The following is a 24450-nucleotide window of genomic DNA, read 5'->3' on the forward strand; positions in this document are numbered from 1 at the left end:
TGAGATGAAAAACTACAAAATCAAAGCGAATGATGAGGCTGAAAGTAAAGAGGCTCAGGAGTTGTTTTTTGCCATTGGTGCTGTATGGGCTAGTGGAAGAACTTGTTTTTTTGATGAAGTGAACAATGGTGAATTTATTTTTTTTGATGGTGAGCATCTGACTACGGGCACAGGTCTTTGCCATAAACAAGAATATAAAGAACTCACCCTACCTCAGCTTCGCGACCTTGTTGTTTTGCATCGTAATGATGTGAAGGATACGACTCATGAAGCAGCTTGTGGAACGTATCTATTCTTAGATAGCTCTGGCGATTGGCATTTCTTTCATAAGCATGAAGCAGTGTTTTATACGATTGATGGGGATATCTCAACTTTTGTTGATATGCCAATTACATTAATCAAAGAACAAACCCAACAACCAACAGAACCAGAACAAGGCCTGATTAGTGGAGCTGATGCGTTAAGAGCTTTGGCGGATGGGAAAGAGGTTGAGTTTTATAACCCATCTAAAGGTAATCAAGGTTGGAAAGATACCGCAGACAGTTTGAGTGCAAAAGAATTTTTTGGTGGTTATTTCGTTTGTTCAGACGATGCCGAACGTATCAACACAAAGTTCCGTCTCAAACCCCACACCATAACCCTGAGCCTAGAGATTCCAGCTCCTTTTGAGCCGAAGGAAGGCGATGAATTTTATGTAATTCAGCCATGTAATGATTCTGGGTGGATGGGCGATAAGTTTGGCTATAAGAAAGGTACTTTTTCCGATATGTGGATTCAATTCGGAGCTTGGCGCACCGAAGAAGAAATCAAGCAAGTTGTTGCAGCGCTGAGGGGGATTAAGGGATGAACATTCACATTAATCGCCCTCGTTATGCAGCAAAAGACTGCTATCGATTTGAATGTCTGGACTGTAAGAAAAAGACTTTTGCCCTAGCATTCTTTCAGCATTGGCATGGGTGGCATACCACTTGTTTAAATTGCGGTAGACAGTACGACGATGGCCAATGGGTGACTCTAGAGTTTTGCCGTGGCATTCGCAAACAAAATAAAGATTGGGCGAAAAATACTTGGCGCTCTCTTGTTGGTGTAACCAAAACTATTGATATGAAAGGAGTTTGCTAATGAACGCTCAATCATACATCAAAGAGTTGTCACAGAAAGATTTCAACTCACTTGAACAAGTAGTCGAGTTCGCTTTTCAGTTCAATGTGATCAGCTCTCAAGAATACCGTGAATGGCAAGAGACTATCAGAAATGTCGAAGCCAAAAAAACAGAACAACTTTTAAAAGTTTTAGCAGCTTAGGAGATAGTTATGAATGCGCCAGTCTTGGTTCATAACATGTCTAATGCAGCTTATCACGCTCATTCGGCTGTTAGTAGCTCTCAGCTTAAAACCATTTTACGTTCTCCTGCACACTTCTTAGCAGAACACATGGCAGAGAAAGAACACAAGCAGACTCCAGCAATGGCACTTGGCACGGCTGTGCATGTTCTTTTCCTTGAGCCAGAAGCTTTTAATGATGAGATAGCTATAGAGCCAATTGTCAATAAGAGAACAAATGCAGGTAAAGAAGCGATTACTAAGTTCTTGGTAGAGAACGTTAACAAGTCGATCATTACAGAAGAACAATATCAAGCAGCCGCTAAAGCTGCGGAAGCAATGAAACGCCACCCAATGTACAACATGATTTTATCGGGCGGTATTCGTGAAGCTTCTATCTTTTTTTATGATGAGGAAACAGGTCTTGAATGTCGTATCCGCCCAGATTGGCATGTAGCACCTGAAACAAGTGAGTTCTTCCCTAATGGGTTAATTGTAGATATTAAGAAGACAACTGATGCTCGTGCAAATGCATTTTCACGAAGTTGTCAGAACTACGATTACTCACTTTCTGCAGCCATGTATATCAATGGTTATAAAGCTTATTACGGTGAAGATTACAACCCTTCTTTCTTATTTTTTGCAGTGGAAGAAGACAAGCCACATGAGTCAATCATTTATTACGCAACTGAGGAAATGCTGTTTATTGGTGAGCAAAAACGCCGATCTGCAATGCTAACTCTACTGCAATGCAAAGAATCAAATGAGTGGCAAGGCTATACAAAACAGATTCAACCAATTGATTTGCCTTTATGGGCTAAGAAAGAATTTCTAGGAGAATAACAATGAATATGCTTGCAACATTAAATCAAGGCATTGTTCCTCAAGCTGAAACAGCGGCAAATGTACTTGCAGCTCAAGCAAAGGCACAAGTTGAAGCACGTTATATGATGGCTATGCATCGTCCTAGAAATTGGGATGCTGTGCGTCAAGACCTTTTAAAAGAATGCCGTCGCCCGTCATTTGCTGATAATACATCTACCTACTACAAAAAGCCTGTTGGCGGTGGCTCATCTGTGACTGGTTTAGGTATCCGCTTTGTTGAAGTAGCTATTCGCTGTATGACAAACATCCTTACCGAAACCACCATGATCTTTGAAGATGATCATAAAGAGATTCACCGGGTATCTGTCACTGATCTTGAGTCAAATACCACTTACCCTCAAGACATCAAAATTAATAAAACGGTTGAACGCAAATCTAGTGCAGGTCGTGAAGTTGTCAGTGAGCGTTTGAATAGCTCAGGGCAAAAAATCTTTGTAGTAATTGCTACTGAGGATGAAATGCTAAATAAGCGTAATGCTGCAATTTCAAAGGCAATTCGTAATGCCGGTTTGCGTATTATTCCTGGTGACTTGCAGGATGAAGCAGAAAGCTTAATTCTCCAAACACGGCAAAGTGGCATCAAAGAAGATCCAGAGAAGTATCGCAAACAGATAGTAGATTCATTCAACAACATTGGCGTTAAAGCGCAAAACCTTGTTGATTATATCGGCTGCCCTCTTGATCAATGCTCACCTGCTCAAATTGATGAATTACGCGCTGTATTTGGTGCAATCAAAAACGGTGAAACCACATGGCAAACCGTCATGGCTGAGAAGAACGAGCAAGAGTTATCAGAAGGGAAAAAAGCACCTTCAAATGACATCAATGCAGTAAATCTAGCAATTCAGCAACAAGGATAAGGTGGCAGCATGAATATCGATAAAGAACGAGAGGCTTTTGAGGCTCTACCACTTGCCAAGCTTGCTTTGGATCAGGATTGGGTTAGGTACTCTGAAGATACTAATTCGTATTATCCAAATGAGGATTTTTGCCCAGACTCTGCCCCAGAATCAATGAATTTTGCATGGGAATCTTGGCAAGCCTCTGCCATTCATGCAGAAGCAAAACTTGAAGGCAGCGTGGTGGTGCCTGTTGAGCCGACAGAAGATCAATGGGGTGGCTTAGCCCGTATCCTTGGTCGATATATGCAAAACAAAGATAGATATTGCCCTAAAACCCTTAAACGTCATTTGGATATGTTTGCGGATGAAATCCCTGAATGGCTAAACAAAGAAGTACCAAATTGGGAATCAGAGCATGCATTTGCAACTGCTGATTTACCAGTATTCATTTATAAGGCAATGGTAGAAGCAGCAAGGGGCGGAAATGAGTAAGCGTGAAGTAACAGAATTCGATCTGCGCTGCCCTGAGTTTCAGAATAGAGATCTAAAGCCAGAGCATTTCGAATTTAGAGATGATGGCAAGATTGTTCGGAAAGATCGCTGGGAGCGTGGCATTTATAAAATACATGGGCATTTATGCGGTTTATTCGATGTCAGTTCCCGAAAAGATTTTGAGATCGACGACATTGTAAAAGCCATTGAAGAATTAACAGATGCAGCTAAAAAAGCAAAAGCGGATGCGGAGAGTGCAACGAATGGCTAAATATATTACTTCAAATAAAGTGTGCGAAATGTTTGGTATTGAAAAAGTCACACTTTGGCGTTGGGAGGAAAAAACACAATGGGGAATCCCATTCCCAGCGCCTGCGTTTCCCTCTGTTGGGGGTTCACCAAAACGTTACTTGCAATCTGATGTAGATAACTGGATAAAACAGTGTACAAAAAAGAAAGCGGCTGCATGAGCCGCTTTTTTTATCCCTTCAAATGTTGTAACTTCTCAATCCATTTTTCATAAACTTCCGCTTGCTCCAAGACATAACCATATAAGTCATATACCTCTTGGTTGTTGGGTAGAACATGCCCAATCATAATTTCGTGAATATCTCTATTTTTTGAGAATGCACTAAAGTTTGTGCGTGCTGTTCTGCGTAGATCGTGTAATGACCAATGCTCCATCGTTTCTTTTTTGAATCGCTTCACCCAGCCGATCACACTGTTAGGCAATGCTGTGGATGCTGGATCAGTCAGATATTCGTCAATGTTTTTGCCATTGCTGAATAAATACTTACCCTCGCTTAGTTCCATCGCCTCACGGATCAAATCTTCCATATACGGCAAAATAGGACGTATCAGCGTTTTATCGTTCTTGTACCCTGTTTTGTGGTTTGATGGCGGCACCTTCCAAATTTTCCGCTTTAGATCAAAGTGTTTCTTTTCCGCCCTTCTAAGTTCGCCATTACGACATGCAAAGATCAGGCACAATTCTAAAAAGATTTTATTTTTAGTAGTCAATCTCGACCATTTTAAGCATTCATAGAAAACCACAATTTCATCGTCAGTTAAAACGCGCTTTGTTGGTATCGATGTAATATTAAGATCGGCTTTAGGGTAAACGTCAGCAAGAATATTGGTTTGAATATATTTGCGTTTAGCGGCCCATTTCAGCATTTGTTTTGTGTTCGATAAAAGGTTTTTTGCTGTGCCTGGTATACGCCCTGCTAATTCCTCAAAAATCCCTAACCAATCACTAATATCGATTCGATCTATAGGGTGATTACCCAGCTTATTAAATAGATGATTCTCAAACATGCGCTTAATGCTTTCATGTTCTTTTTTATTTTTAGAGCAATATGATTCATACCACATTAAAAAAACTTCTTTGAATGTGACGGGGTTTATATTCTTTTCTTTCTCTACCAGCAATTCCAACTTTGGATTTTTATTCTGATCTAACAGGCCACGAAGCCGTGTAGCTTCCAAGCGTGCATCTTTGAGGCTTATGTGTGGGTAGGTACCAAGATCAACCCTTTCTTGTTTATTATTGAATCTGTACCTCAACTGGAAGACAATCTTACCTTTCGGTGATATTCTTACACTCATAGAGTCACGGTCGGCAACTACTTCAACCGCTTCTCGCTCTTTACCATTATTTGCTTTTAGCCAAGCTTCAGATAATGCCATTTCAAACTCTAAAAATAATATGTACACACAATCGATTTAAAAATCGTAATAAGCCATTATGTACACGAATATGTACACAAATGACATGAAATAGAGTGTTGTATTATGAAATGGTTGGTAATGGTGAAACAAGCTGAGAATTGAAGTTTATATGTTTTTTGTGAAATGGTATGTAATAAAGTTAAATTGATCTTTATTCATACTAATATTTATGCTAAAACTGCACATAAGTGACAAAAAATCACATAAATGGCATTTTAGGCGTTCTAATGAAAATTATACCAGAACAAACGACCACCAGTCTGATTCATTCGAGTGATCAAGGTCTTAAACTTGATGTTGGTGCTTTTTGCTTTTTTTTACTTGGTATGTTTTTAGCAGCACTCATGTTTCATCGAATTGGCTTTTTTTAAACTTTTTGACCACTACCCTATTCGCAAATAAAAGCCCTCAATGTTGAGGGCTTTTATTTTATCGATACTCTATGGCTTAACCATGACGTTTCGCAAAATCATCCATAAAGTTCACCAATGCTTGAACACCTTCTAAGGGTACAGCATTGTAGATACTTGCACGCATACCGCCCACTGAACGGTGGCCTGCCAAGTTCAGTAAGTGATTTTGTTCAGCTTCTTGCAAGAAGATCTTTTCAAGTGCTTCATCCGCTAAAGTAAAAGGTACGTTCATCATTGAACGGTTTGGAATGGCAATTGGGTTGTTATAGAAATCGCTAGAATCAATATAACCATAAAGCAGTTTGGCTTTCTCTTGGTTCACTTTATAGATCGCATCTACCCCACCCTGCTCAAGCAACCATTCAAATACTAGACCAGATAAATACCATGCGTAGGTCGCAGGCGTATTCACCATTGAACCATTTTTAGCTTGATCGGCATATTTTAAGATGCTTGGAATTTCAGGTTTTGCTTGATCTAATAGATCATCACGAATGATCACAATAGTTAGACCTGCTGGGCCAATATTCTTTTGTGCACCCGCATAGATCAAACCAAATTTGCTGACATCCAATGGCGCAGACAGAATACTAGATGAATAATCACAAACCAACGGTGCATTCACATCTGGAATAGCCGCGAATTGCAAGCCACCAATAGTCTCATTATCCGCATAATGCACATAAGCAGCATCGTTTGAAAGGTTCCAAGTACTCTGTTCAGTAATTGCATGTTTACCATCAATTAAAGTCCCCGCTTCAACGATATTAATATCGCCATAACGTTTGGCTTCTTTGAGTGCTTTTTCAGACCAAATACCCGTATGGATATAATCCGCCTTGTTGTTTTTACCCAATAAATTCAGTGGGATCGCTGAAAATTGCAAAGATGCACCACCTTGTAAAAACAAGACTTTATAATTTTCAGGAATGTTCATGAGCTTACGTAAATCAGCTTCAGCCTTCTCTGCCACAGCAACATAGTCATTGCTACGATGACTCATTTCCATGATCGACAGACCTTTGCCCTGCCAATTCAACAATTCTTGTTGAGCTTTTTCTAAAACGGCAGTAGGTAATGCAGCAGGACCAGCGCAGAAATTATAAGCACGCATGAGTTTTTCCCTTGTTAAAGTGGAACAAATTGGAATGGGAATTTAACCATAGATTGGCGAAGCTTGCAGCAGCTTATCACCTAAATATTTCAATTTAACCGAGAAAATAATATTAATTTTTCAATCCTGTTAGGTTCATAAATAATATTTTAGGCCAAGCCTCAACAGTCGATTAAAACAGCTCATTTTCATGTTTTTTCTGAGGTTTATTTAGATTAAAAACTCTACTTTTTACAATTTCACTACACCAAAAGTGTCGATATAACTATTTAATTAAAAACATATTATTTCAATTTTATAAAAAGAATTTAGACTTACTCAGGATATTATTAAATTGCGACATAACCAAATGTTGAAACGACATGATCGACCGAGTTTTAAGGTCCAGCGCTTTCCTAAAATGTTAAGCTTGAGTATAGGCTTAATCAGCTGTGCCCTATTTCCTACGGCCCTATTTGCACAAACATTGAGTTATAGCCAAGCTGAACAATATGTTGTGGAAAATGCCTATTCAACACAAGCTCAACAGGCCTTACAACAGGCCTCCCAACTTGAAATGGAAGCTGTCAAACACCTCGGTTTACCTCGTATTGATTTAAATGCCCGCGCCTATTCATTTCATAGCGAAACCAGCGTGCCCTTAGAATCAAGTAAACGTCGACTCGAAAATTCACTCACTCGCGGATTTGACGACAAATTATCACAATGGGGCAATGTGCTTCCGCCAGAAGTGATTGATCAAGTCAGCCAAGGTTTTGATCAGACGGTCCATGAAGGTTTAAATCAGGTACCCAACAATCTGGATGTCACGGTGAAAGACCATGATGTACGCACTTCAATTTCAATGGTGATGCCACTCTATACTGGCGGTAAAATTAACAGTGCCAAACAGATTGCCACCATTCAAGCACAACGCTCAAATATCAGTGAAAAACAACAACAAGATTCACAACGCTTTGAGATGATTCAATCCTATTTTAATGTGCAATTACAACAACAGTTACTCAACGCCAGCCTGTTTAATTTAAATGCGATGCAAGAACACTATAACAATGCACTTAAATTAGAGAAACAAGGTTTTATTAATAAAGGGCAACGTATGCAGTTTGAAGTGGCGCGCAATAATGCAGAACGCACCTATCAAAATGCGCAGTCGAATCTGCAAGCGAGTCAGTTTAGTCTCAAAAACCTCCTACAGAGTAAAGAAGTTTTAAACCTAAGTACTCCCCTGTTTGTAAATACGAGCCAAAATCACTCTTTGGATAAACTGCTCGCAAATTACGATCAAAACTCAAGTTTGATTAAAAAGCTGCAAATGGACACTCAGCTTGCCAATGAAAATATCAAAGTACAACAGTCTGCGAAAAAACCAAGCCTGTTTGCCTTTGGTGAATATGGGTTGGACAATAAAGAGAATTGGATTGTCGGTGTGATGGCCAAATACAATCTATTCTCGGGCATTGATAACAATAAAAATATTCGTGCTGCCGAACTGAAAAAATACGCTGCAGAATTGATGACAGAGCGCACCAAGCAAGAAGTCGAAAATGTGCTGTACAAATCTTATAGCGAATTAAATGCGTCTCAGACCAGCCATCAACTGTTAACCCAAAACACCAAAGCCGCACAAGAGAACTTACGTATCCAACAGCTTTCATTTAAAGAAGGTATGGGCACTGCGACTCAAGTGATTGATGCACAAAATGCCTTCAGTGCATTAAGAAGTGAGATGGCGATAAATTCCTATAAATACATCTTATCTTTAGCGACTTTATTACAAAGTTACGGCTCGATTGATGAGTTCAAACTTTATGTTAACCAACCACGTACTGACTATATCCGTTAATTGGAGAAATTTATGAGCCAAGATCAATCAGCATCCAATTCAGAACGTGATACAGATCAAGTGGAAAATAAGACTGAGACTCAAGCTTCTGAACCATCTCAAGCACAAGTGACCTCTACAGAAAAGGTAGAACAGCCGAGATCTGAGACCTCAAACTCAAATACACAGCAACCACCTACCGAACCACCCAAAAAAGGCAAGGCAAAAATCATCGGCTTAATTATTTTAATTCTGCTTTTAGGTCTGATTGCATTTGGTTTATGGAAAGCCTATCAACCGCAAGCAATTGAGTTACAAGGTCGGGTTGAGTCAGAAACGGTACATATCAGCACCAAAGTCCCGAGCCGAATTGAAGAGTTTTACGTATCTGAAGGTCAAGCTGTTAAAAAAGGTCAAGCACTGGTTCGTTTTGTCAGCCCAGAATTAGAAGCGAAAAAGGAACAGGCACAAGCGGCACTACAAAGTGCAACTGCCTTTCACTCAACCGTATATCGTGGTGCACAACAAGAGAATATCGAGACGCTATATGCCAATTGGCAAGCCCTGAAAACTCAAGCGGAGTTAGCAGCAACAACTTATAAGCGTGGTGAAACCTTATTTCAACAAGGTGTAATCTCGCGTCAACGCCGTGATGAAATGCTCGCAGCACAAACCTCTGCCCGTGAAACAGCCGAGGCAGCTTATCAACAATATGCCCGTGCCAAACGTGGCAGTACTGAACAACAAAAATCAACTGCCGATGCACAAGTTGCGATGGCGCAAGCCGCAGTAAAAGAAGCCAATGCCTTAACTGAAGAAACCAAGCTGTATTCACCAACAGATGGAACCGTATCTAAGACTTATGGTAAACCAACAGAATTGGTAGCAACTGCAGTTCCTGTGGTCAGCATTATCGAAGATCATGATTTGTGGGTCAGCTTAAATGTCCGCGAAGATCTGTATAGCTCTGTTTATAAAATGAAAACGATAGAAGGCTTTATACCGGCCCTCAATCGAAAAGCCACGTTTAAAGTCAAAAATATTGATGCTGAAGGTGACTTTGCAACCATCAAAACCACGCGCCAAACTGGTGGTTATGATATTCGCAGTTTTAAGTTCCACTTGGTTCCAGAGCAAAGTATTCCAGATTTAAAAGTCGGTATGAGCGTACTATTCAAAATTGAAGAGGCAAAGTAAGCGATGTTTGCAGTGATGCTGCGGGAATTGCGCTATTTAAAACGCCATAAAGTTGATTTGTTTATGGCAGTTATTGCTCCTTTGCTAGTGATTCTGTTATTTGGCAGTATGTTTTCCGCGGGTAAAGCGGAACATTTACCGATTGTGGTGATTGATCAAGATCAAAGTGAAATGAGCCGCAAGGTAATTCATGCACTCAGTATCAATCATACCTTGAAGGTTAAAACAATTACCGCTAGCCAAGATGAAGCCGAACGACTCATCAATAAAACCGAAGCTTGGGGATTCGTGATGATCCCTGAGGGGGCTGAGCAACGTCTGGTCAAAGCCCAAGATGCGCAGATCAGTATTGCCTATAACCAGTCTTTTTTTAGTATCGGTAATACCATTTCCTCTGCCATGTTGATCAGTACCTTAAATGGTCTGGCTGATTATATGGGGCACAGTTATTTGGCCAATACGATTCCCTATTTGGATATGCCAACACCGCACATCAAGATCTCAACCTTGTATAACCCAAGCATGAGTTATGAGTTGTTTCTGGAACCTTTTATGGTGCCAGCAGTTTTACATTTACTCCTATGTTGCTGTGTGGCTTTTGCCATTGGTCAGGAATTTAAGCGCAAGACCGTTGGCGAATGGGTAAACTCAAAACAAATTATCTCCAGTCTACTCGGTAAAATTCTGCTCTATGTCTTTATTTTCTGTGCATGGACGTGGTGCTGGATGTTCTGGCTCGCACATATACGTGGTTACTTTATCGCGGGTTCACTGATGCTCATTCTGGTTGCACAGTTTTTGCTGTATTTTGCCTATGCCGTGATTAGCAGTACAGTGGTGTTAGCTACCCAGAATTTACCCAAAACCTTTGGTTTTATCGCGCTTTATGGTGGATCATCGCCAAGCTTTTCTGGAATTACATTACCACTGAATAATGCACCCGCATTTACTCAATTCTGGTCGATGATTATTCCCTACACCCCTTATGCCAAACTACAAACCGAGCAATGGATTATTGGCAGTGATCTGTATGTTTCACTGGTTCCATTAGGGGTATTACTGATCTTTGCAGGCTTATTTTTTGTGCTAAGTGTCCGTCTGTTAAAGAAAAATACTCAGGAGCTATGCTCATGAAATCATTTTTCGGCTATTACCTACAGACCTTTAAAAACATTTTTGCCAATAGCTCGGTGTTTACCACCCTGATTGCGGCGATCTTACTCTATAGTTTTTTCTATCCAACTGCCTATAAAGCACAATCGGCAGAAGATATTCCGATTGTGATTGTGGATGAAGAACAGAGCGTTTTGACCTCAAAAATCATCGGCCAAGCATCGAATAGCCCACATATCAAAATCACGACGGTGACAGATAACTTTCTCGAAGCACAGCGCATGGTAAAAAACCAGCAAGCTGAAGGTATTTTGTTACTCCCTGAAAATCTCACCAATAGCTTAAAACGTGGTGAGATGGGCGGCATTGGCTTATACTTGAGTACGGCTTATTTCATCCGAACCAAAGAAGTGGGTGTAGGTTTAGCAGGTTCTATTGAATATACCTTAAAAGAGCATCTGGAAAAATTCGGCAGTGCTTCTGCTTTTGAACCAGAAATTTCAATTCATCAAATTCCTTTGTTTAATACCCTGTCGGGTTATGGCAGTTATATTTTTCCTGCTGTCGCCAGTTTGATTATTCATCAGACTATTCTACTGGGTCTCGCGATGCTGATTGCCAGTTACCGTGAACAAGGCTGGGTGGCAGAACCCATCGAGTTCTGGGCAACTTTTGCAGCCATCTTTACCACAGGCTGTTTGGGTTGCCTGTATTTATTTGGCTTTACCTTCTGGCTATATGAATATCCACATGGCGGCAATTTCTGGGGCATGCTACTTGCCGTACCGATTTATGTCAGCTGCATAATTGGTTTGGGTATGTTGGTCGGTTCACTGGTTGATATGCCAGAGCGGGTTGGTCATTTGATTGTAGTGACTTCAGTACCCTTATTCTTGCTGACAGGTACCGCATGGCCACATGAAGCCATGCCGCATTGGATGCAATGGTTTGCATGGACACTGCCTTCAACGCATGGTGTACAAATGTTTGTACAACTCAATCAGATGGGTGTACCTACATCCATTGTTGTGCCAAAACTGATTTATCTTGCGACAGTCGCTGCAATATTATTGGCAATTTCTTATTATCGCTTAGTCATGATCGAACCAATAAAAAAGGAAGCTGAATAGCTTCCTTTTTATCATCAGATACCAAATTGCTTTTTGACAACGTTTACTAGTTTTTCTTTAGCTGCGTTTTCTAGAACTGTGCCATGTGCTGCAACTAAATGCTGAAAATCGAGTCGCAACAAGCGATCAAAATCACTTTTCAAGCTTCCATGCTTAGGGGTAACACGTTTTAACCAAGGCCCACCAATAAATAAACCGAGTCGAAATCCCATAAGGTAAATGATGATTTTGCTCAGTAAACTAAAATATTTCCAATCACTCCAGTATTGAATGCTATCCGTCGTGATTAACAGCTTTTTATCCTCTATATATAAAATCGCTTCAGGACAAGTTGCTTGTTCAAATATAAAGAATTCAGCATTTTTAATGGGTGGAATAGCATCTGATTGAATAGTCTTTGTCGGAAATAAATCTGGATAGTTCACATGGTGTGGTTGACTCCAAAATGTTACCTGATAGCGATCAATATAAAATTGATCATCTAAGCCATGAAAGTCACCTAAGCGAATAATATGTTTAACCGACCCTAAGGCTTCCAGTTTTTCTAATTCTGTTTCAGACATCCTAACTGCATTGATTAATGTCAGCTCATTGTTTTGCTTAATAATAATCATATTGCGATTCATGGAAAGCCCAATTCCAAGCCTGATACTTCCTCTTAATAAATAAATATTTTCAAAAATTTCAATAATCGGGTCATGAGGATAGATTGGTGCATAGTTTTTTTGCATTTTATATTCCCTTTATTTTTTATCAATATATCTTATACATTCAAATTAAAAATATTAGATTGACCAATATATAGAAAACAAAGTCAATTTCGTAATAAGCATAAAAAAACCCAAAGATAACTTTGGGTTTTTTAAAAAATTATTGCTTACGCTTCTGGCGTATCATCTTTCGGTTCAACAGCGACTTGTTCAGAAGTGATTGCTTCAGCTTCGGTATTTTCTACTTCATCAATAGCATCTAACTCTTCGTCATCTTCTACCGCTTCAATCGAAACAACACCAACTAAAGTTTCAGCATCGCTTAAACGGATCAAACGAACACCTTGCGCGTTACGGCCTGTGGTTGCAACTTCAGCAGCACGCGTACGCACCAATGTACCACCGTCAGAAATCAACATCAGTTCTTTGCTTTCATCAATTGATACTGCGCCGACAAGCTCACCATTACGCTCACTGGTCTTAATCGCAATTACACCCTTACCACCACGTTTCTTGGTTGGGAAGTCATCAACTGGGGTACGTTTACCATAACCATTGGCACATGCACACAGCACTTCACCCGTTTCAGGCACAACGACGAGTGAAACAATGCGGCTGACTAAGTTTGAATCTGATGAATCATCATTGTCATCGCTGTCATCATTTTCAACATCAGCATCTTCAGCTTCGATCGTATTGCTGGCGAAGCTGACGCGCATACCACGTACACCTTTAGCAGTACGACCCATGGCACGAACATCAGTTTCAGCAAAACGGATTGCCTTACCTTCATTCGAGAACAACATGATCTGCTGGTTACCATCGGTAATCGCAACGCCAATCAAGGTATCTTCTTCATTCAGTTCAATCGCACGTAAACCGTTTGAACGAACATTACTAAATTGTGCAAGTTCTACACGTTTGACCGTACCTGACGCAGTTGCCATAAACACATAATGGTTCTCAGGGAATTCTGTCAGCGGTAAAATTGCGGTTACGGTTTCATTCGCATCCAATGGAAGCAAATTAATAATCGGACGGCCTTTTGCACCACGAGACGCCTGAGGTACTTCAAATACGCGTAAGCGGTAAACTTTACCCACATTGGTAAAGCACAGTACTGTTGCATGGTTCGAGGCAACAATTAAATGCTGGATGATATCATCATCTTTCATTGCTGTTGCAGACTTACCACGACCACCACGACGTTGCGCTTGATAATCAGAAAGTGGTTGAGTTTTTGCATAACCAGTTTGAGAAACGGTCAATACAACTTGCTCTTCAGGAATCAAGTCTTCACGGCAGAAATCAACACCAGACTCTACAATTTCAGTACGACGACCATCACCATATTGTTGCAAGATCAACGCAAGTTCTTCACGAATCACATTCATCAACAAATTAAAATCATTCAGAATTGCAGTTAATTCAGCAATTTGACCTAAGATTTCAGTATATTCTGCGTGTAACTTGTCTTGTTCCAAGCCCGTTAAACGGTGAAGACGTAATTCTAAGATCGCGCCTACTTGTGTTGGTGACAAACGATAGACGTCACCAGACAAACCAAATGGACGCGCTGGGTCTTCGCCTTCGATCTCATCTGGACGAACAGAAATCGCACCTGCTTTTTCGAGCAATGCAACCACACCACCGCCTGACCACTCACCTGCTTGTAATCGCTCACGCGCTTCAGCTGGGTTAGCAGACGTTTTGATAGTTTCAATAATTGCATCAATATTGGCTAATGCAACCGTCAAACCTTCTAAGATATGACCACGCTCGCGTGCTTTACGCAATTCGTACATGGTACGGCGCGTGACCACTTCTTGGCGGTGACGAATAAATGCCGCAATAATATCTTTCAGGTTCATCAACTTTGGCTGACCATTGTCTAGGCAGACCATGTTGATGCTGAACGAGTTTTGCAATTGCGTATGCAAGAATAAATTATTTACCGCAACTTCAGCGTTTTCACCACGCTTCAAATCGATGGCAATACGCATACCATCTTTATCAGATTCGTCACGAAGCTCAGAAATACCTTCAAGTTTCTTTTCTTTGACTAACTCAGCAATACGCTCAATGGTTCTTGCTTTGTTGACTTGATATGGAATTTCAGTGAAAACAATCGTGGTACGACCTGTTTTTTGGTCTTCTTCGAAGTGATACTTACCACGAATATGTAAACGACCTTTACCCGTACGGTAAGCATCTACAATGCCTGATTTACCGTAAATAATACCACCTGTAGGGAAATCTGGGCCCGTAATGTGCTCCATCAAACCTTCAATAGAAATATTCGGGTTATTAGCATAGGCCAAACATGCATTGACTACTTCAGTCATGTTGTGTGGCGCCATATTGGTCGCCATACCTACCGCAATACCTGTCGTACCATTAATCAAAAGATTTGGAATACGCGTTGGCATCACCTGAGGAATACGTTCAGAACCGTCGTAGTTATCTTCCCAATCAACCGTATCTTTTTCTAGATCAGCTAAGATTTCATGGGTGAGTTTTTGCATACGAACTTCGGTATAACGCATTGCTGCCGCGCTATCCCCATCGACTGAACCGAAGTTACCCTGACCATCAACCAACATGTAACGCAAGCTGAAGTCCTGCGCCATACGAACAATTGTTTCGTATACTGCACTGTCACCATGAGGGTGATATTTACCGATCACGTCACCGACAACACGAGCAGACTTTTTGTACGCTTTGTTATAATCATTGCCCAATTCGTGCATCGCATATAATACGCGACGATGAACAGGTTTTAGACCGTCTCTAACATCTGGCAATGCACGAGATACGATTACGCTCATCGCGTAATCTAGATATGAATGCTTGAGTTCGTCCTCAATGGCAATCGGTCTGATTTCCGATACGCTCATGCATACTCCTTGTTTACAGGTAGAGAGTTGTACCTGTTTTTATGTCTTCAATCTTGCAAAAATTTAGCTCAAGGGCTTGAACTAAAAATAAAAAATACAGCGAAAAATTATAGCACAAAGCACTCACTAACTGTGAGTTTACACATCTAAAAATAGCATTTTTTTACAATAAAAAAATTATATAAATTAATAACTTAAAATTACCAAATCAAAACTCAATCGATAAAAGTTGAATCTTTCTTGTTTTGGGCAAAAGATCGTCAAGTAATAGAATAAAAGTGTTGAATTAAATGAGATTTATCTTTTTCTTAAGATCAATCTCATTACCCCCCATAAATGCAGAAATAAGGATTCATATTATGAGAATGCGTTGAAGATCCCACAGTTTAGTTCGAGAAAAAATATCAAACAAAGCAAAGTGCTTCCGCTAAAAGAAAAACATAGTACATCTTTAATAAAAATCCTGCATACCCATAAGTCATCCCTCGAATATTCACGACTATTTATTATCTCCCCCTTATAGAGCCACTCCTTTGATCTACTAATAATTTTGACTATATCAGTAGTTGGTGTATAGGAAGCCCTGTATCGCTCGTATAACTTCAATGCAATACACATGAGAGCATATATGCACTCTCTTCAATGAAGACAAGAACAAAAACTAGATAGATGTGCCAAGTGAATACAACTTAGCTTTTTAATATCTCCAGATATTAATAAAACAAAATTGATGTCTTATATTAAATCAAATATCTCAATCTTTTTTAACCACATAAAAAAACGCCCCTTTCGGAGCGTTTTTCAAACTTGATTCACAAAGAATTAAAGTTTAGATACCAATTCAGGCACAACAGTGTTCAAATCGCCCACTAACCAGTAGTCAGCAACGCTGTTGATTGGCGCTTCTTCATCTTTGTTGATTGCAACAATAACTTTAGAATCTTTCATACCTGCCAAGTGCTGAATCGCACCAGAGATACCAATCGCCATATAAAGATCTGGAGCAACGATTTTACCCGTTTGACCCACTTGGAAATCGTTTGGTACGAAGCCAGCATCTACCGCAGCACGTGAAGCACCTTGAGCAGCACCAAGCTTGTCAGCTAATGGGTCAAGTACTTTGTGATAGTTCTCACCAGAACCTACACCACGACCACCAGAAACAACGATACGTGCAGCGGTTAATTCTGGACGATCTAGTTTCACGATTTCTTCGCTTACAAACTTAGAAATACCCGCATCTTTCACTTCAGCAACAGCTTCAACTGTAGCAGAACCGCCTTCAGCAGCAACTGCATCAAATGCTGTACCACGAACTGTACCAACGATAATAGCTTCGTCAGATTGAACAGTTGCAATCGCATTACCTGCATAGATTGGGCGTTTGAACGTGTTTGCAGATTCAACAGCAATGATGTCTGAGATCATGCTTACATCAAGAAGCGCAGCAACACGTGGAAGAAGGTTCTTACCCGTTGTTGTAGAAGCAGCTAATACGTATTTGTATCCACCTTTCGCGATGTCAGCAACTAAGCCAGCAACGTTTTCAGCCAATTGGTTTGCATAAGCAGCATTGTCAGCAAGTAATACTTTGCTCACACCAGCAACTTTAGCAGCAGCATCCGCAACTGCTTGAGCGCCAGAACCAGCAACTAATACAGTAATATCACCACCGATTTTTTGAGCTGCCGCAACAACGTTTAAAGTTGCACCGTTAAGTGTCTGGTTGTTGTGATCAGCGATAACTAAAATACTCATGATTTTATCCTTCTGTATTAGATCACTTTCGCTTCGTTTTTCAATTTTTCAACAAGCTCGTCTACAGACTTCACTTGCACGCCAGCTTTACGTTCAGCAGGAGCTTCAACTTTAATTGTTTTAAGCTTAGTGCCTGTTGCAACGCCATAATCAGCAGGTGACTTAGTATCAAGCGGTTTTTTACGCGCTTTCATGATGTTTGGAAGAGCAGCATAACGTGGCTCATTCAAACGTAAGTCAGTGGTGATGATTGCAGGAAGTGCAAGCTCAACAGTTTGTAGACCGCCGTCAACTTCACGAGTTACTTGAACTTTACCGCCATCAACTTTAACTTCAGATGCGAAAGTACCTTGACCAGCACCAAGTAAAGCACCAAGCATTTGACCTACTTGGTTAGAGTCATCATCAATTGCTTGTTTACCAAGAAGAATAAGTTCTGGTTTTTCAGCATCAACAACGCCTTTCAAGATTTTAGCAACTTCTAAAGCGCCAACTTCATCAGCAGTTTCAACTAAAATACCGCGGTCAGCACCTAAAGCCATTGCAGAACGAATTTGTTCTTGAGCGTCTTTAGAACCCACTGAAACAACAACGATTTCAGAAACTGTTCCTTTTTCTTTTAAGCGAACCGCTTCTTCCACTGCGATTTCACAGAATGGGTTGATTGACATCTTAACGTTGGTAAGGTCAACCCCACTATTGTCCGGCTTAACACGAACTTTTACGTTGGCATCAACCACACGTTTTACAGCGACAAGAGCCTTCATGTAATCCTCGGCTGTTCTAAGCAAGTAAATGTAATGAAGAGCATTCTAACTCTTCGATTGAAACTTTTTAGGTGCCCTATCTTGCAATGTATTTGGCATTTCGGTCAAGTCACAATTTCCGCTATGGCAATAAAAAAGATGAAACGCTCAGTTCACATATTGAAAATAATTATTGGTGCTACAAATTTAGTTTATAAATGTGATGAATATTAAACTTTGATTTTTTTAATATTTTATAAAATTCAACGATCTAAAACAGGCATTTTGATTTAAATAAGGATGATCTGTAACGGATCGTTTCTAGCAAAATTACAAGTGTTTTGGATTTTACAAAAACGTGGCAATTAAGTAAGAACAGCAATTAAACGAATACCAGAAATAAACGGGAAAAGTAGTCGACTATTAAACGCTCAATTTTGCAACATAATATATCAAGATTTAGCTTTTTTGCGCACGTGGATGGGTCTGATCATACACTTTTGCCAGTTGTTCAAAGTCAACATGGGTATAAATCTGGGTAGTCGACAAATTACTGTGTCCAAGCATTTCTTGTACAGAACGTAAATCACCACTGGCGGATAGCATATGGCTGGCAAAACAATGTCTTAATAAATGTGGATGCAAATCGACATTTACACCTGCACGCTGAGCTTGCAGTTTGACTCGATTTTCAATTTGACGCGGTGTCAAAGCATTACCACGCTGCGAAATAAAAACAGCTGAGTCGGCATTAAAACCACCTAGCCAAATTCGATAGATTTTCAACCATTCAACTAAACTGTCTTTGGCCTTCAAGCCAAAAGGAACAATACGCGTTTTATTACCCTTACCTGTAATCCGTAAAAGCTGTCGGTTAAAGTCGACATCTTTAACAGTCAGTGCTTGTAATTCAGCCAAACGTAAACCACTAGAATAGAGCAATTCGAGCATGGCTTTATCACGTAACCATAATTGTTGTTCGATCGGCTTTTCTGGCGCTGCTTGATCTAAAATTTGGTGGACCGTTTCAATATCAATCATCCCCGGTAAAGGTCGTGGTTGACGCTTTAATTTAAAATCTTCGGATGGATTCTGCTCCAGATATTGACCTTGTTCCGCCCACTTCATAAATTGGCGAATTGACGTTAAATGACGCTGTAAGCTACTGCTACTCAGTTGATCTCGCTCAACCCTTGCAGCCAGATATTCCCGCAAATCAGAGGCTTCAACATCTTGCAGTTGCAGTTGCTTGTATACACAAAACTTAAAGAATTCGGTTAAATCACGCTGATAGGCTGCAATGGTATGTTCAGACTGATTTTGAATGATCCGTTCTTTTAACCACATGGACAGCAGTTTTTCAGGGCTTTCCAAGTTGCTCTCCAGTGTTATGCCGATACCAACAAAGACAGTCTAACAAATTTTACTTCTATTTATCATTAAACAAATATCGAAGAATCTATTGCTCTGTACTACAATCATTTTCAAGTTTTATATGGTGCTTGACCGATGACAGCCATGCTTATTCCTTATCTCATTGCAATTACCCTGCTCACGCTTACACCTGGTTTAGATACTACGCTGATTATTAGAACCGCTACATTAGAAGGTAAAGCCAAAGCATTCCAAGCGGCTTTAGGGATTAATCTCGGCTGTATTGTATGGGGAATAATTGTGGCTTGTGGTTTAGGTGCATTACTGATGACTTCGGATCTGGCCTTCAATGCCTTGAAATGGATGGGTGCAATTTACTTGACATGGTTAGGACTTAATCTCCTTTTAAAACCCCGCAGCCAACTTGCGAATCTAAATGATTCAACAATGACAACACAAAACTGGTTTATTAAAGGTTTTTGGGGCAATTTACTCAATCCCAAAGTCGGTATTTTCTATATTTCTTTCCTACCTCAGTTTATTCCACAGTCTTCATCTCCAATTATTTGGACCATGGGACTGGTGATGATTCATGTCGTAATCGGCTTGATCTGGTCAATTTTTCTGATCGCTGCGATGCAGTCCATTTCTGCTTATTTAAAACAACCTAAATTTATTCGCTATATGGATCGCATCACAGGCAGTATTTTCATTTTATTTGCACTCAAACTTGCATTGAGTAAACGATAAACAATATAAAAGCGTGCTGTGATCAGCACGCCCAATTTCAATTACGCTCTAATTTTTTTAAATAATCGTTTATCTGTATGCCGACTTCATCAGCGCATTGCTCTGCCAACTGATGATTACCACCTTCAACAATATAGAGTTCAGATTTTTGCAAGATCTGATTTAAATATTGTCCAACCTCAATCGGACTAATCGGATCTTGATTACCCCAGATTAGTAAGGTTTCTATCTCTACATCTGGTAAATTTTGCTCATAGTCGACTTTCGTTGTCACGAACCAGTCAGGATATTCAATATATGCTTGCTGATAAAACTGACGCCAGTCTTGAACTTGAAATCGGTCTAAATTAATTCCACCAGAAGTTGCAATCAATACCAAACCTTTAACCAGATCTGATTTTTGTAATGCTGCTGCAATCGCAAAAATTCCACCCATTGATTGTGCAATCAGAATAGAAGGTTGTTGAATTTGTGCAAGCACATAATTGCTCAGATCATTAAAACTGTGAATATCAGGGTCTGTTGCCACCCCATGAAACCCAGGGTAAGCAATCACCTGTTTCGTATAATTATGAGGAAGCTGTGCAATCAGCGAATTCCAAAATTGTGTATTGCCTGATGCACCAGCAAGAAAGACGATGTTCATCTCATCAGTCTTCTATCAATTGTGCAAGCAAAGGCTCAACCATTTCCTTGGCTCTTAACTGTTGTAACCATACAGCAGGAATATCCTCATACCCAAAAGCAAGTCCTGCCAATCCACCAGCCACACATGCTGTTGTATCCGTATCACGCCCCAAAGAAATTGCTTTTTTTATCACGGCTTGGTAGCTGGACTCTTGTAAGGCTAAATAAGCTGATTTGAGGCAATCCACAACATAACCGCTTCCCGTTCCTCCCTCCAAATCATCAGGGCGGATGAAAAATTCTAATTGCTCCAATTCATCTGGTCGATTTCCATAATATCCTCTTAAGATAGTCACAGCATGTGACCACGCTGCATTAACCGTCATTCCTTTTAAAATATATCTCGCCCATAAACAATATAAAGCACAACATACTTTTGAGCGTAGATGCGCATGCGTAATATGAGATTGTAAATAGGCAGCTAAAATTAATGCCTCGTCTGTCCCTTGATGCCACAACGCTAATGGTAGAACTCTCATCAATGCCCCATTGCCGTTAGCATGTTCATCATCAATCGCGACTTGCATAATTGGCGTGCCTTGTAAATATTGCCGAATGGCTGTTGCTGTCTGCACACCCACATCAAATACATGATAATCAGGAGCCATATATCCAAACTGATACCAATTCGCAATGCGATTCATTAAATCAACTGAATCTAACTTTTGACAATGAAGTAAAGATGCCAATAAACACAAAGCTTGTGCTCCATCATCTGACCATGTGCCAATTGGAATATCAGGATAGGTTCGACTAAAATTTTTAGGCGGAATCATATCGATATCAACAATATGAGGGAGTTGTTCAGGTAAGTTAAATTCATAAGGCACACCAACCGCATCTCCGATTAATAAACCATAAATAGCACCACGAATCTTATTTTTCATTTTCTCTCATTTTATTATTGTAAAAATAAAAGGTAAAAAGTCTAATTTCAGACTTTTTACCTAGAATCAGCCTAATTTAGCCTTGAAAATATCGTAAATCCAAACGGGCATCATAAACATGCGTGGTTGGACCAGTCATCCACACCACATCACCTTCACGCCAAGCGATATGTAACTTACCACCTGCAAGCTGAACTTCAACTTCATTTGCTAGCAAACCACGGCGCATACCACTGACCGCTGCGGCACAAGCCCCTGTACCACAAGCCAAAGTCTCACCTACACCACGTTCAAACACACGTAGACGGATATGCTTTTCATCCAGAATTTGCATAAATCCAGCATTCACACGTGCAGGAAAACGTGCATGTGATTCCACTTGTGGACCAATTCGCTCAACATCCGCAGTCAATACATCAGGAACAATGGTGACCGCATGCGGATTACCCATGTTCACCACATCAATATTAATGCTCTGATTATCAGCAAGTTCTAATGCGTATAAACCTTCAATATCTTCATGTTCTTGGGTCACAAATGGAATTTCTTCTGGAAGAAATTTTGGTGGTCCCATGTTGACGCGAACCCAACCATTGGCACCCAATTCAGGTTCAACTATCCCTGCTTTGGTTTGCACGCGGATTTTAGTTTTGGTCGTGAGTTGACGCTCATGTACAAAGCGCGCAAAACAACGCACACCATTACCGCACTGCTCGACTTCAGAACCATCGGCATTAAAGATTCGATATTTAAAATCGACATCTGGCAAATCAGGCGGTTCAACAATCAGTAGTTGATCAAAACCCACACCGAAATGACGATCAGCTAAACGCTGAATTGTGACTGTATCTAAATAAGTTCGCTGGGTCACAAGGTCAACGACCATAAAATCATTGCCAAGACCATGCATTTTGGTAAATTCTAAATACATCTTAATTTACTCCTCAGGCAACAAACGCTCTTTTTCCCAGAGTGATTCTATGGTTTCACGTTCACGAATTAAATAGGCTTGATCACCACTGACCATAACTTCAGCGGCACGACCACGGGTATTATAGTTAGAGCTCATCACAAAACCGTATGCACCCGCACCCAATACCGCCAACACATCATTTTCCTGAAGTGCTAAATCACGCTCTTTCCCCAAGAAATCGCCTGTTTCACAGATGGCACCCACCAAATCCCAAGTTTTAACTGCAACATCAGGATTTGGATTGACCGACTGAATATCCATCCATGCTTCATATAAAGCAGGACGAATTAAATCATTCATCGCCGCATCAATAATGGCAAAGTTACGATGGTTTGTTGGTTTCAATAAATCAACTTTTGTTAATAATGCGCCTGCATTGGCAGAAATACTACGCCCAGGTTCCATATAGACTTTGAGACCCAACTTTTCTAAAGCTGGACGCATCGAATTAGCATATTCTGCAACACTTGGCGGGGTTTCATCTTTATAACGAACCCCCAAACCACCACCGATATCAATATGTTTGAGGTTGATCCCCAAGCTTTTCAATTGCTCAATCATCAAAATGACACGATCAAGTGCATCCACAAAAGGCTTGGTCTCGGTCAACTGTGAACCGATATGACAATCAATCCCGATGATTTCAAGATTTGGTAACGACGCTGCATATTGATAGGTTTCATTCACCGCATCACTTGGAATACCAAACTTGTTTTCTTTCAACCCTGTTGAGATATAAGGATGTGTTTTGGCATCTACATCTGGATTCACACGTAAAGAAATCGGTGCTTTTTTGCCTAATTTCGCTGCTACTTTTTGAATGCGATCTAGCTCGGCATGTGATTCTACATTAAAACAAGCAATCCCAACATTTAAGGCTTTTTCGATATCTGCTTCAGATTTACCTAAACCAGAAAACACGATTTTCGAAGGCTCACCACCTGCCGCCAGAACACGTGCTAATTCTCCACCGGTCACAATATCAAAACCCGAACCGACTTTTGCCAATACACGCAGAACAGCGATATTTGAGTTTGACTTCACTGCAAAACAGATTTGATGATCAATAAAATCAAAAGCACGGTGCATATCCAAATAATGCTTTTCAAAAGTTGCTTTTGAATACACATATAAAGGCGTGCCATATTGCTGTGCGAGCTGATCCAGTGAACATTGCTCAGCGTGCAATACTCCATTAATGCGAGTGAAACTCATGAAGATGTCCTTATTTACAAACTTAAGGTGAGATGGTCTGTGATTGAGTCGTTGACGATATTACTTGGCGTTCTACCTCTGCTTGATCTGCTTTTGCGTCAGATGAAGCCTTAGCCTGAGGTGCTTCATTTTTATAAAGCAGATATTTAGCGCGCTTATCCTGATTTTGATCAGACGGTAATTGCAATGCACCTGACTGACCACATGCAGTTAAAATAACGCTGCTCAGCAACACACTGATAGAACAAATGACTTTAAGCATCTGTGCACCTAACTTTTACAATTCGGAGCAGTATAGCGTGATCATTAGATCGGCTAAAGTCTAAACTTGAACGATTCAAACAATAACCATAAAAAAACGCCGACTTTGAAGTCGGCGTTTTGGATTA

General features: G+C 40.3%; 26 protein-coding genes. 14 read left to right on the forward strand and 12 right to left on the reverse strand.

The annotated features are described in order from the left end of the window. The first annotated feature begins 4 nt into the window (after positions 1-4). Genes A7P55_RS20830 through A7P55_RS20865 form a run of 8 tightly spaced genes read left to right on the forward strand, consistent with a single transcriptional unit; the run spans position 5 to position 4011 of the window. Complete coding sequence (locus tag A7P55_RS20830; RefSeq protein WP_171553622.1) at positions 5-847, forward strand: hypothetical protein; 843 nt, start codon at positions 5-7, stop codon at positions 845-847. After that, positions 844-1122: a hypothetical protein gene (locus tag A7P55_RS20835; protein WP_171553623.1), complete on the forward strand. Its 279-nt coding sequence runs from the start codon at positions 844-846 to the stop codon at positions 1120-1122. Before A7P55_RS20830 ends, A7P55_RS20835 begins: the two co-directional genes overlap by 4 nt. Next, a complete protein-coding gene (locus tag A7P55_RS20840; protein WP_171553624.1) occupies positions 1122-1304 on the forward strand; it encodes a hypothetical protein in 183 nt (60 codons plus the stop codon). Before A7P55_RS20835 ends, A7P55_RS20840 begins: the two co-directional genes overlap by 1 nt. A gap of 9 nt (positions 1305-1313) precedes the next feature. Next, positions 1314-2165, forward strand: a complete 852-nt coding sequence (locus A7P55_RS20845) for a PD-(D/E)XK nuclease-like domain-containing protein (protein ID WP_171553625.1) — start codon at positions 1314-1316, stop codon at positions 2163-2165. A 2-nt stretch (positions 2166-2167) separates the two neighbouring features. Continuing rightward, a complete protein-coding gene (locus tag A7P55_RS20850; RefSeq protein WP_171553626.1) occupies positions 2168-3067 on the forward strand; it encodes a hypothetical protein in 900 nt (299 codons plus the stop codon). Between the two features lie 9 nt (positions 3068-3076). After that, positions 3077-3541, forward strand: coding sequence for a hypothetical protein (locus tag A7P55_RS20855; RefSeq protein ID WP_171553627.1), 465 nt, complete (start codon positions 3077-3079; stop codon positions 3539-3541). Then, positions 3534-3812 carry a hypothetical protein gene (locus A7P55_RS20860; RefSeq protein ID WP_171553628.1) on the forward strand — a complete coding sequence of 93 codons (279 nt, stop codon included), beginning with the start codon at positions 3534-3536 and terminating at the stop codon, positions 3810-3812. The genes A7P55_RS20855 and A7P55_RS20860 overlap by 8 nt, the downstream gene beginning before the upstream one ends. Beyond that, the gene (locus tag A7P55_RS20865; protein WP_171553629.1) at positions 3805-4011 is read left to right on the forward strand and encodes a hypothetical protein; all 207 of its coding nucleotides are present in this window, start codon (positions 3805-3807) and stop codon (positions 4009-4011) included. The genes A7P55_RS20860 and A7P55_RS20865 overlap by 8 nt, the downstream gene beginning before the upstream one ends. Positions 4012-4021: 10 nt before the next feature. Here A7P55_RS20865 and A7P55_RS20870 read toward each other — a convergent pair whose 3' ends face one another. Next, positions 4022-5230, reverse strand: a complete 1209-nt coding sequence (locus A7P55_RS20870) for an integrase family protein (protein ID WP_171553630.1) — start codon at positions 5228-5230, stop codon at positions 4022-4024. Between the two features lie 269 nt (positions 5231-5499). On the opposite strand from A7P55_RS20870, the gene A7P55_RS20875 reads away from it, so the two are divergent. Further along, complete coding sequence (locus tag A7P55_RS20875) at positions 5500-5643, forward strand: hypothetical protein (RefSeq protein WP_004654651.1); 144 nt, start codon at positions 5500-5502, stop codon at positions 5641-5643. Between the two features lie 76 nt (positions 5644-5719). On the opposite strand, the gene serC is transcribed toward A7P55_RS20875, so the two are convergent. Then, positions 5720-6799, reverse strand: a complete 1080-nt coding sequence (gene serC, locus A7P55_RS20880) for a 3-phosphoserine/phosphohydroxythreonine transaminase (protein ID WP_171553631.1) — start codon at positions 6797-6799, stop codon at positions 5720-5722. A gap of 349 nt (positions 6800-7148) precedes the next feature. On the opposite strand from serC, the gene A7P55_RS20885 reads away from it, so the two are divergent. From A7P55_RS20885 to A7P55_RS20900, 4 genes are read left to right on the forward strand one after another with little or no spacing between them, the layout of a single operon-like run. Further along, positions 7149-8645, forward strand: coding sequence for a TolC family protein (locus A7P55_RS20885; protein ID WP_171553632.1), 1497 nt, complete (start codon positions 7149-7151; stop codon positions 8643-8645). Positions 8646-8657: 12 nt separating this feature from the next. Then, positions 8658-9821 carry an efflux RND transporter periplasmic adaptor subunit gene (locus A7P55_RS20890; protein ID WP_171553633.1) on the forward strand — a complete coding sequence of 388 codons (1164 nt, stop codon included), beginning with the start codon at positions 8658-8660 and terminating at the stop codon, positions 9819-9821. A gap of 3 nt (positions 9822-9824) precedes the next feature. After that, complete coding sequence (locus tag A7P55_RS20895; RefSeq protein ID WP_171553634.1) at positions 9825-10955, forward strand: ABC transporter permease; 1131 nt, start codon at positions 9825-9827, stop codon at positions 10953-10955. After that, the gene (locus A7P55_RS20900) at positions 10952-12064 is read left to right on the forward strand and encodes an ABC transporter permease (protein WP_171553635.1); all 1113 of its coding nucleotides are present in this window, start codon (positions 10952-10954) and stop codon (positions 12062-12064) included. Before A7P55_RS20895 ends, A7P55_RS20900 begins: the two co-directional genes overlap by 4 nt. Positions 12065-12078: 14 nt before the next feature. On the opposite strand, the gene A7P55_RS20905 is transcribed toward A7P55_RS20900, so the two are convergent. From A7P55_RS20905 to xerA, 5 genes are all read right to left on the reverse strand, one after another. Continuing rightward, positions 12079-12795: a hypothetical protein gene (locus tag A7P55_RS20905; RefSeq protein ID WP_171553636.1), complete on the reverse strand. Its 717-nt coding sequence runs from the start codon at positions 12793-12795 to the stop codon at positions 12079-12081. A 146-nt stretch (positions 12796-12941) separates the two neighbouring features. After that, positions 12942-15671, reverse strand: coding sequence for a DNA gyrase subunit A (gene gyrA, locus A7P55_RS20910; RefSeq protein ID WP_171553637.1), 2730 nt, complete (start codon positions 15669-15671; stop codon positions 12942-12944). An 822-nt stretch (positions 15672-16493) separates the two neighbouring features. After that, complete coding sequence (locus tag A7P55_RS20915; protein ID WP_171553638.1) at positions 16494-17429, reverse strand: FAD-binding protein; 936 nt, start codon at positions 17427-17429, stop codon at positions 16494-16496. A gap of 17 nt (positions 17430-17446) precedes the next feature. Then, on the reverse strand, positions 17447-18196 hold the full coding sequence (locus tag A7P55_RS20920; RefSeq protein WP_004654672.1) for an electron transfer flavoprotein subunit beta/FixA family protein: 750 nt from the start codon (positions 18194-18196) through the stop codon (positions 17447-17449). A gap of 438 nt (positions 18197-18634) precedes the next feature. Next, positions 18635-19522: a site-specific tyrosine recombinase/integron integrase gene (gene xerA / locus A7P55_RS20925; RefSeq protein WP_171553891.1), complete on the reverse strand. Its 888-nt coding sequence runs from the start codon at positions 19520-19522 to the stop codon at positions 18635-18637. 162 nt (positions 19523-19684) lie between these two features. On the opposite strand from xerA, the gene A7P55_RS20930 reads away from it, so the two are divergent. Then, positions 19685-20299 carry a LysE family translocator gene (locus A7P55_RS20930; protein ID WP_171553639.1) on the forward strand — a complete coding sequence of 205 codons (615 nt, stop codon included), beginning with the start codon at positions 19685-19687 and terminating at the stop codon, positions 20297-20299. A 37-nt stretch (positions 20300-20336) separates the two neighbouring features. Here A7P55_RS20930 and A7P55_RS20935 read toward each other — a convergent pair whose 3' ends face one another. The 5 genes from A7P55_RS20935 to A7P55_RS20955 all read right to left on the reverse strand — a co-directional run bounded on the left by A7P55_RS20935 (position 20337) and on the right by A7P55_RS20955 (position 24323). Beyond that, on the reverse strand, positions 20337-20945 hold the full coding sequence (locus A7P55_RS20935) for an alpha/beta hydrolase (RefSeq protein WP_171553640.1): 609 nt from the start codon (positions 20943-20945) through the stop codon (positions 20337-20339). Positions 20946-20949: 4 nt separating this feature from the next. Continuing rightward, complete coding sequence (locus A7P55_RS20940) at positions 20950-21873, reverse strand: ADP-ribosylglycohydrolase family protein (RefSeq protein WP_171553641.1); 924 nt, start codon at positions 21871-21873, stop codon at positions 20950-20952. Positions 21874-21949: 76 nt separating this feature from the next. Next, positions 21950-22804 (reverse strand): diaminopimelate epimerase, encoded by an 855-nt coding sequence (gene dapF, locus A7P55_RS20945; protein WP_171553642.1) that lies wholly within the window; start codon positions 22802-22804, stop codon positions 21950-21952. Positions 22805-22810: 6 nt separating this feature from the next. Continuing rightward, entirely contained in the window at positions 22811-24061 is a 1251-nt protein-coding gene (gene lysA / locus A7P55_RS20950; RefSeq protein WP_171553643.1) for a diaminopimelate decarboxylase, read from the reverse strand. 22 nt (positions 24062-24083) lie between these two features. After that, a complete protein-coding gene (locus tag A7P55_RS20955; RefSeq protein WP_171553644.1) occupies positions 24084-24323 on the reverse strand; it encodes a lipoprotein in 240 nt (79 codons plus the stop codon). Positions 24324-24450 lie beyond the last annotated feature (127 nt).

The organism is Acinetobacter sp. Ac_5812 (assembly GCF_013072695.1).
In the GTDB taxonomy this organism is placed as follows: Bacteria; Pseudomonadota; Gammaproteobacteria; order Pseudomonadales; family Moraxellaceae; genus Acinetobacter.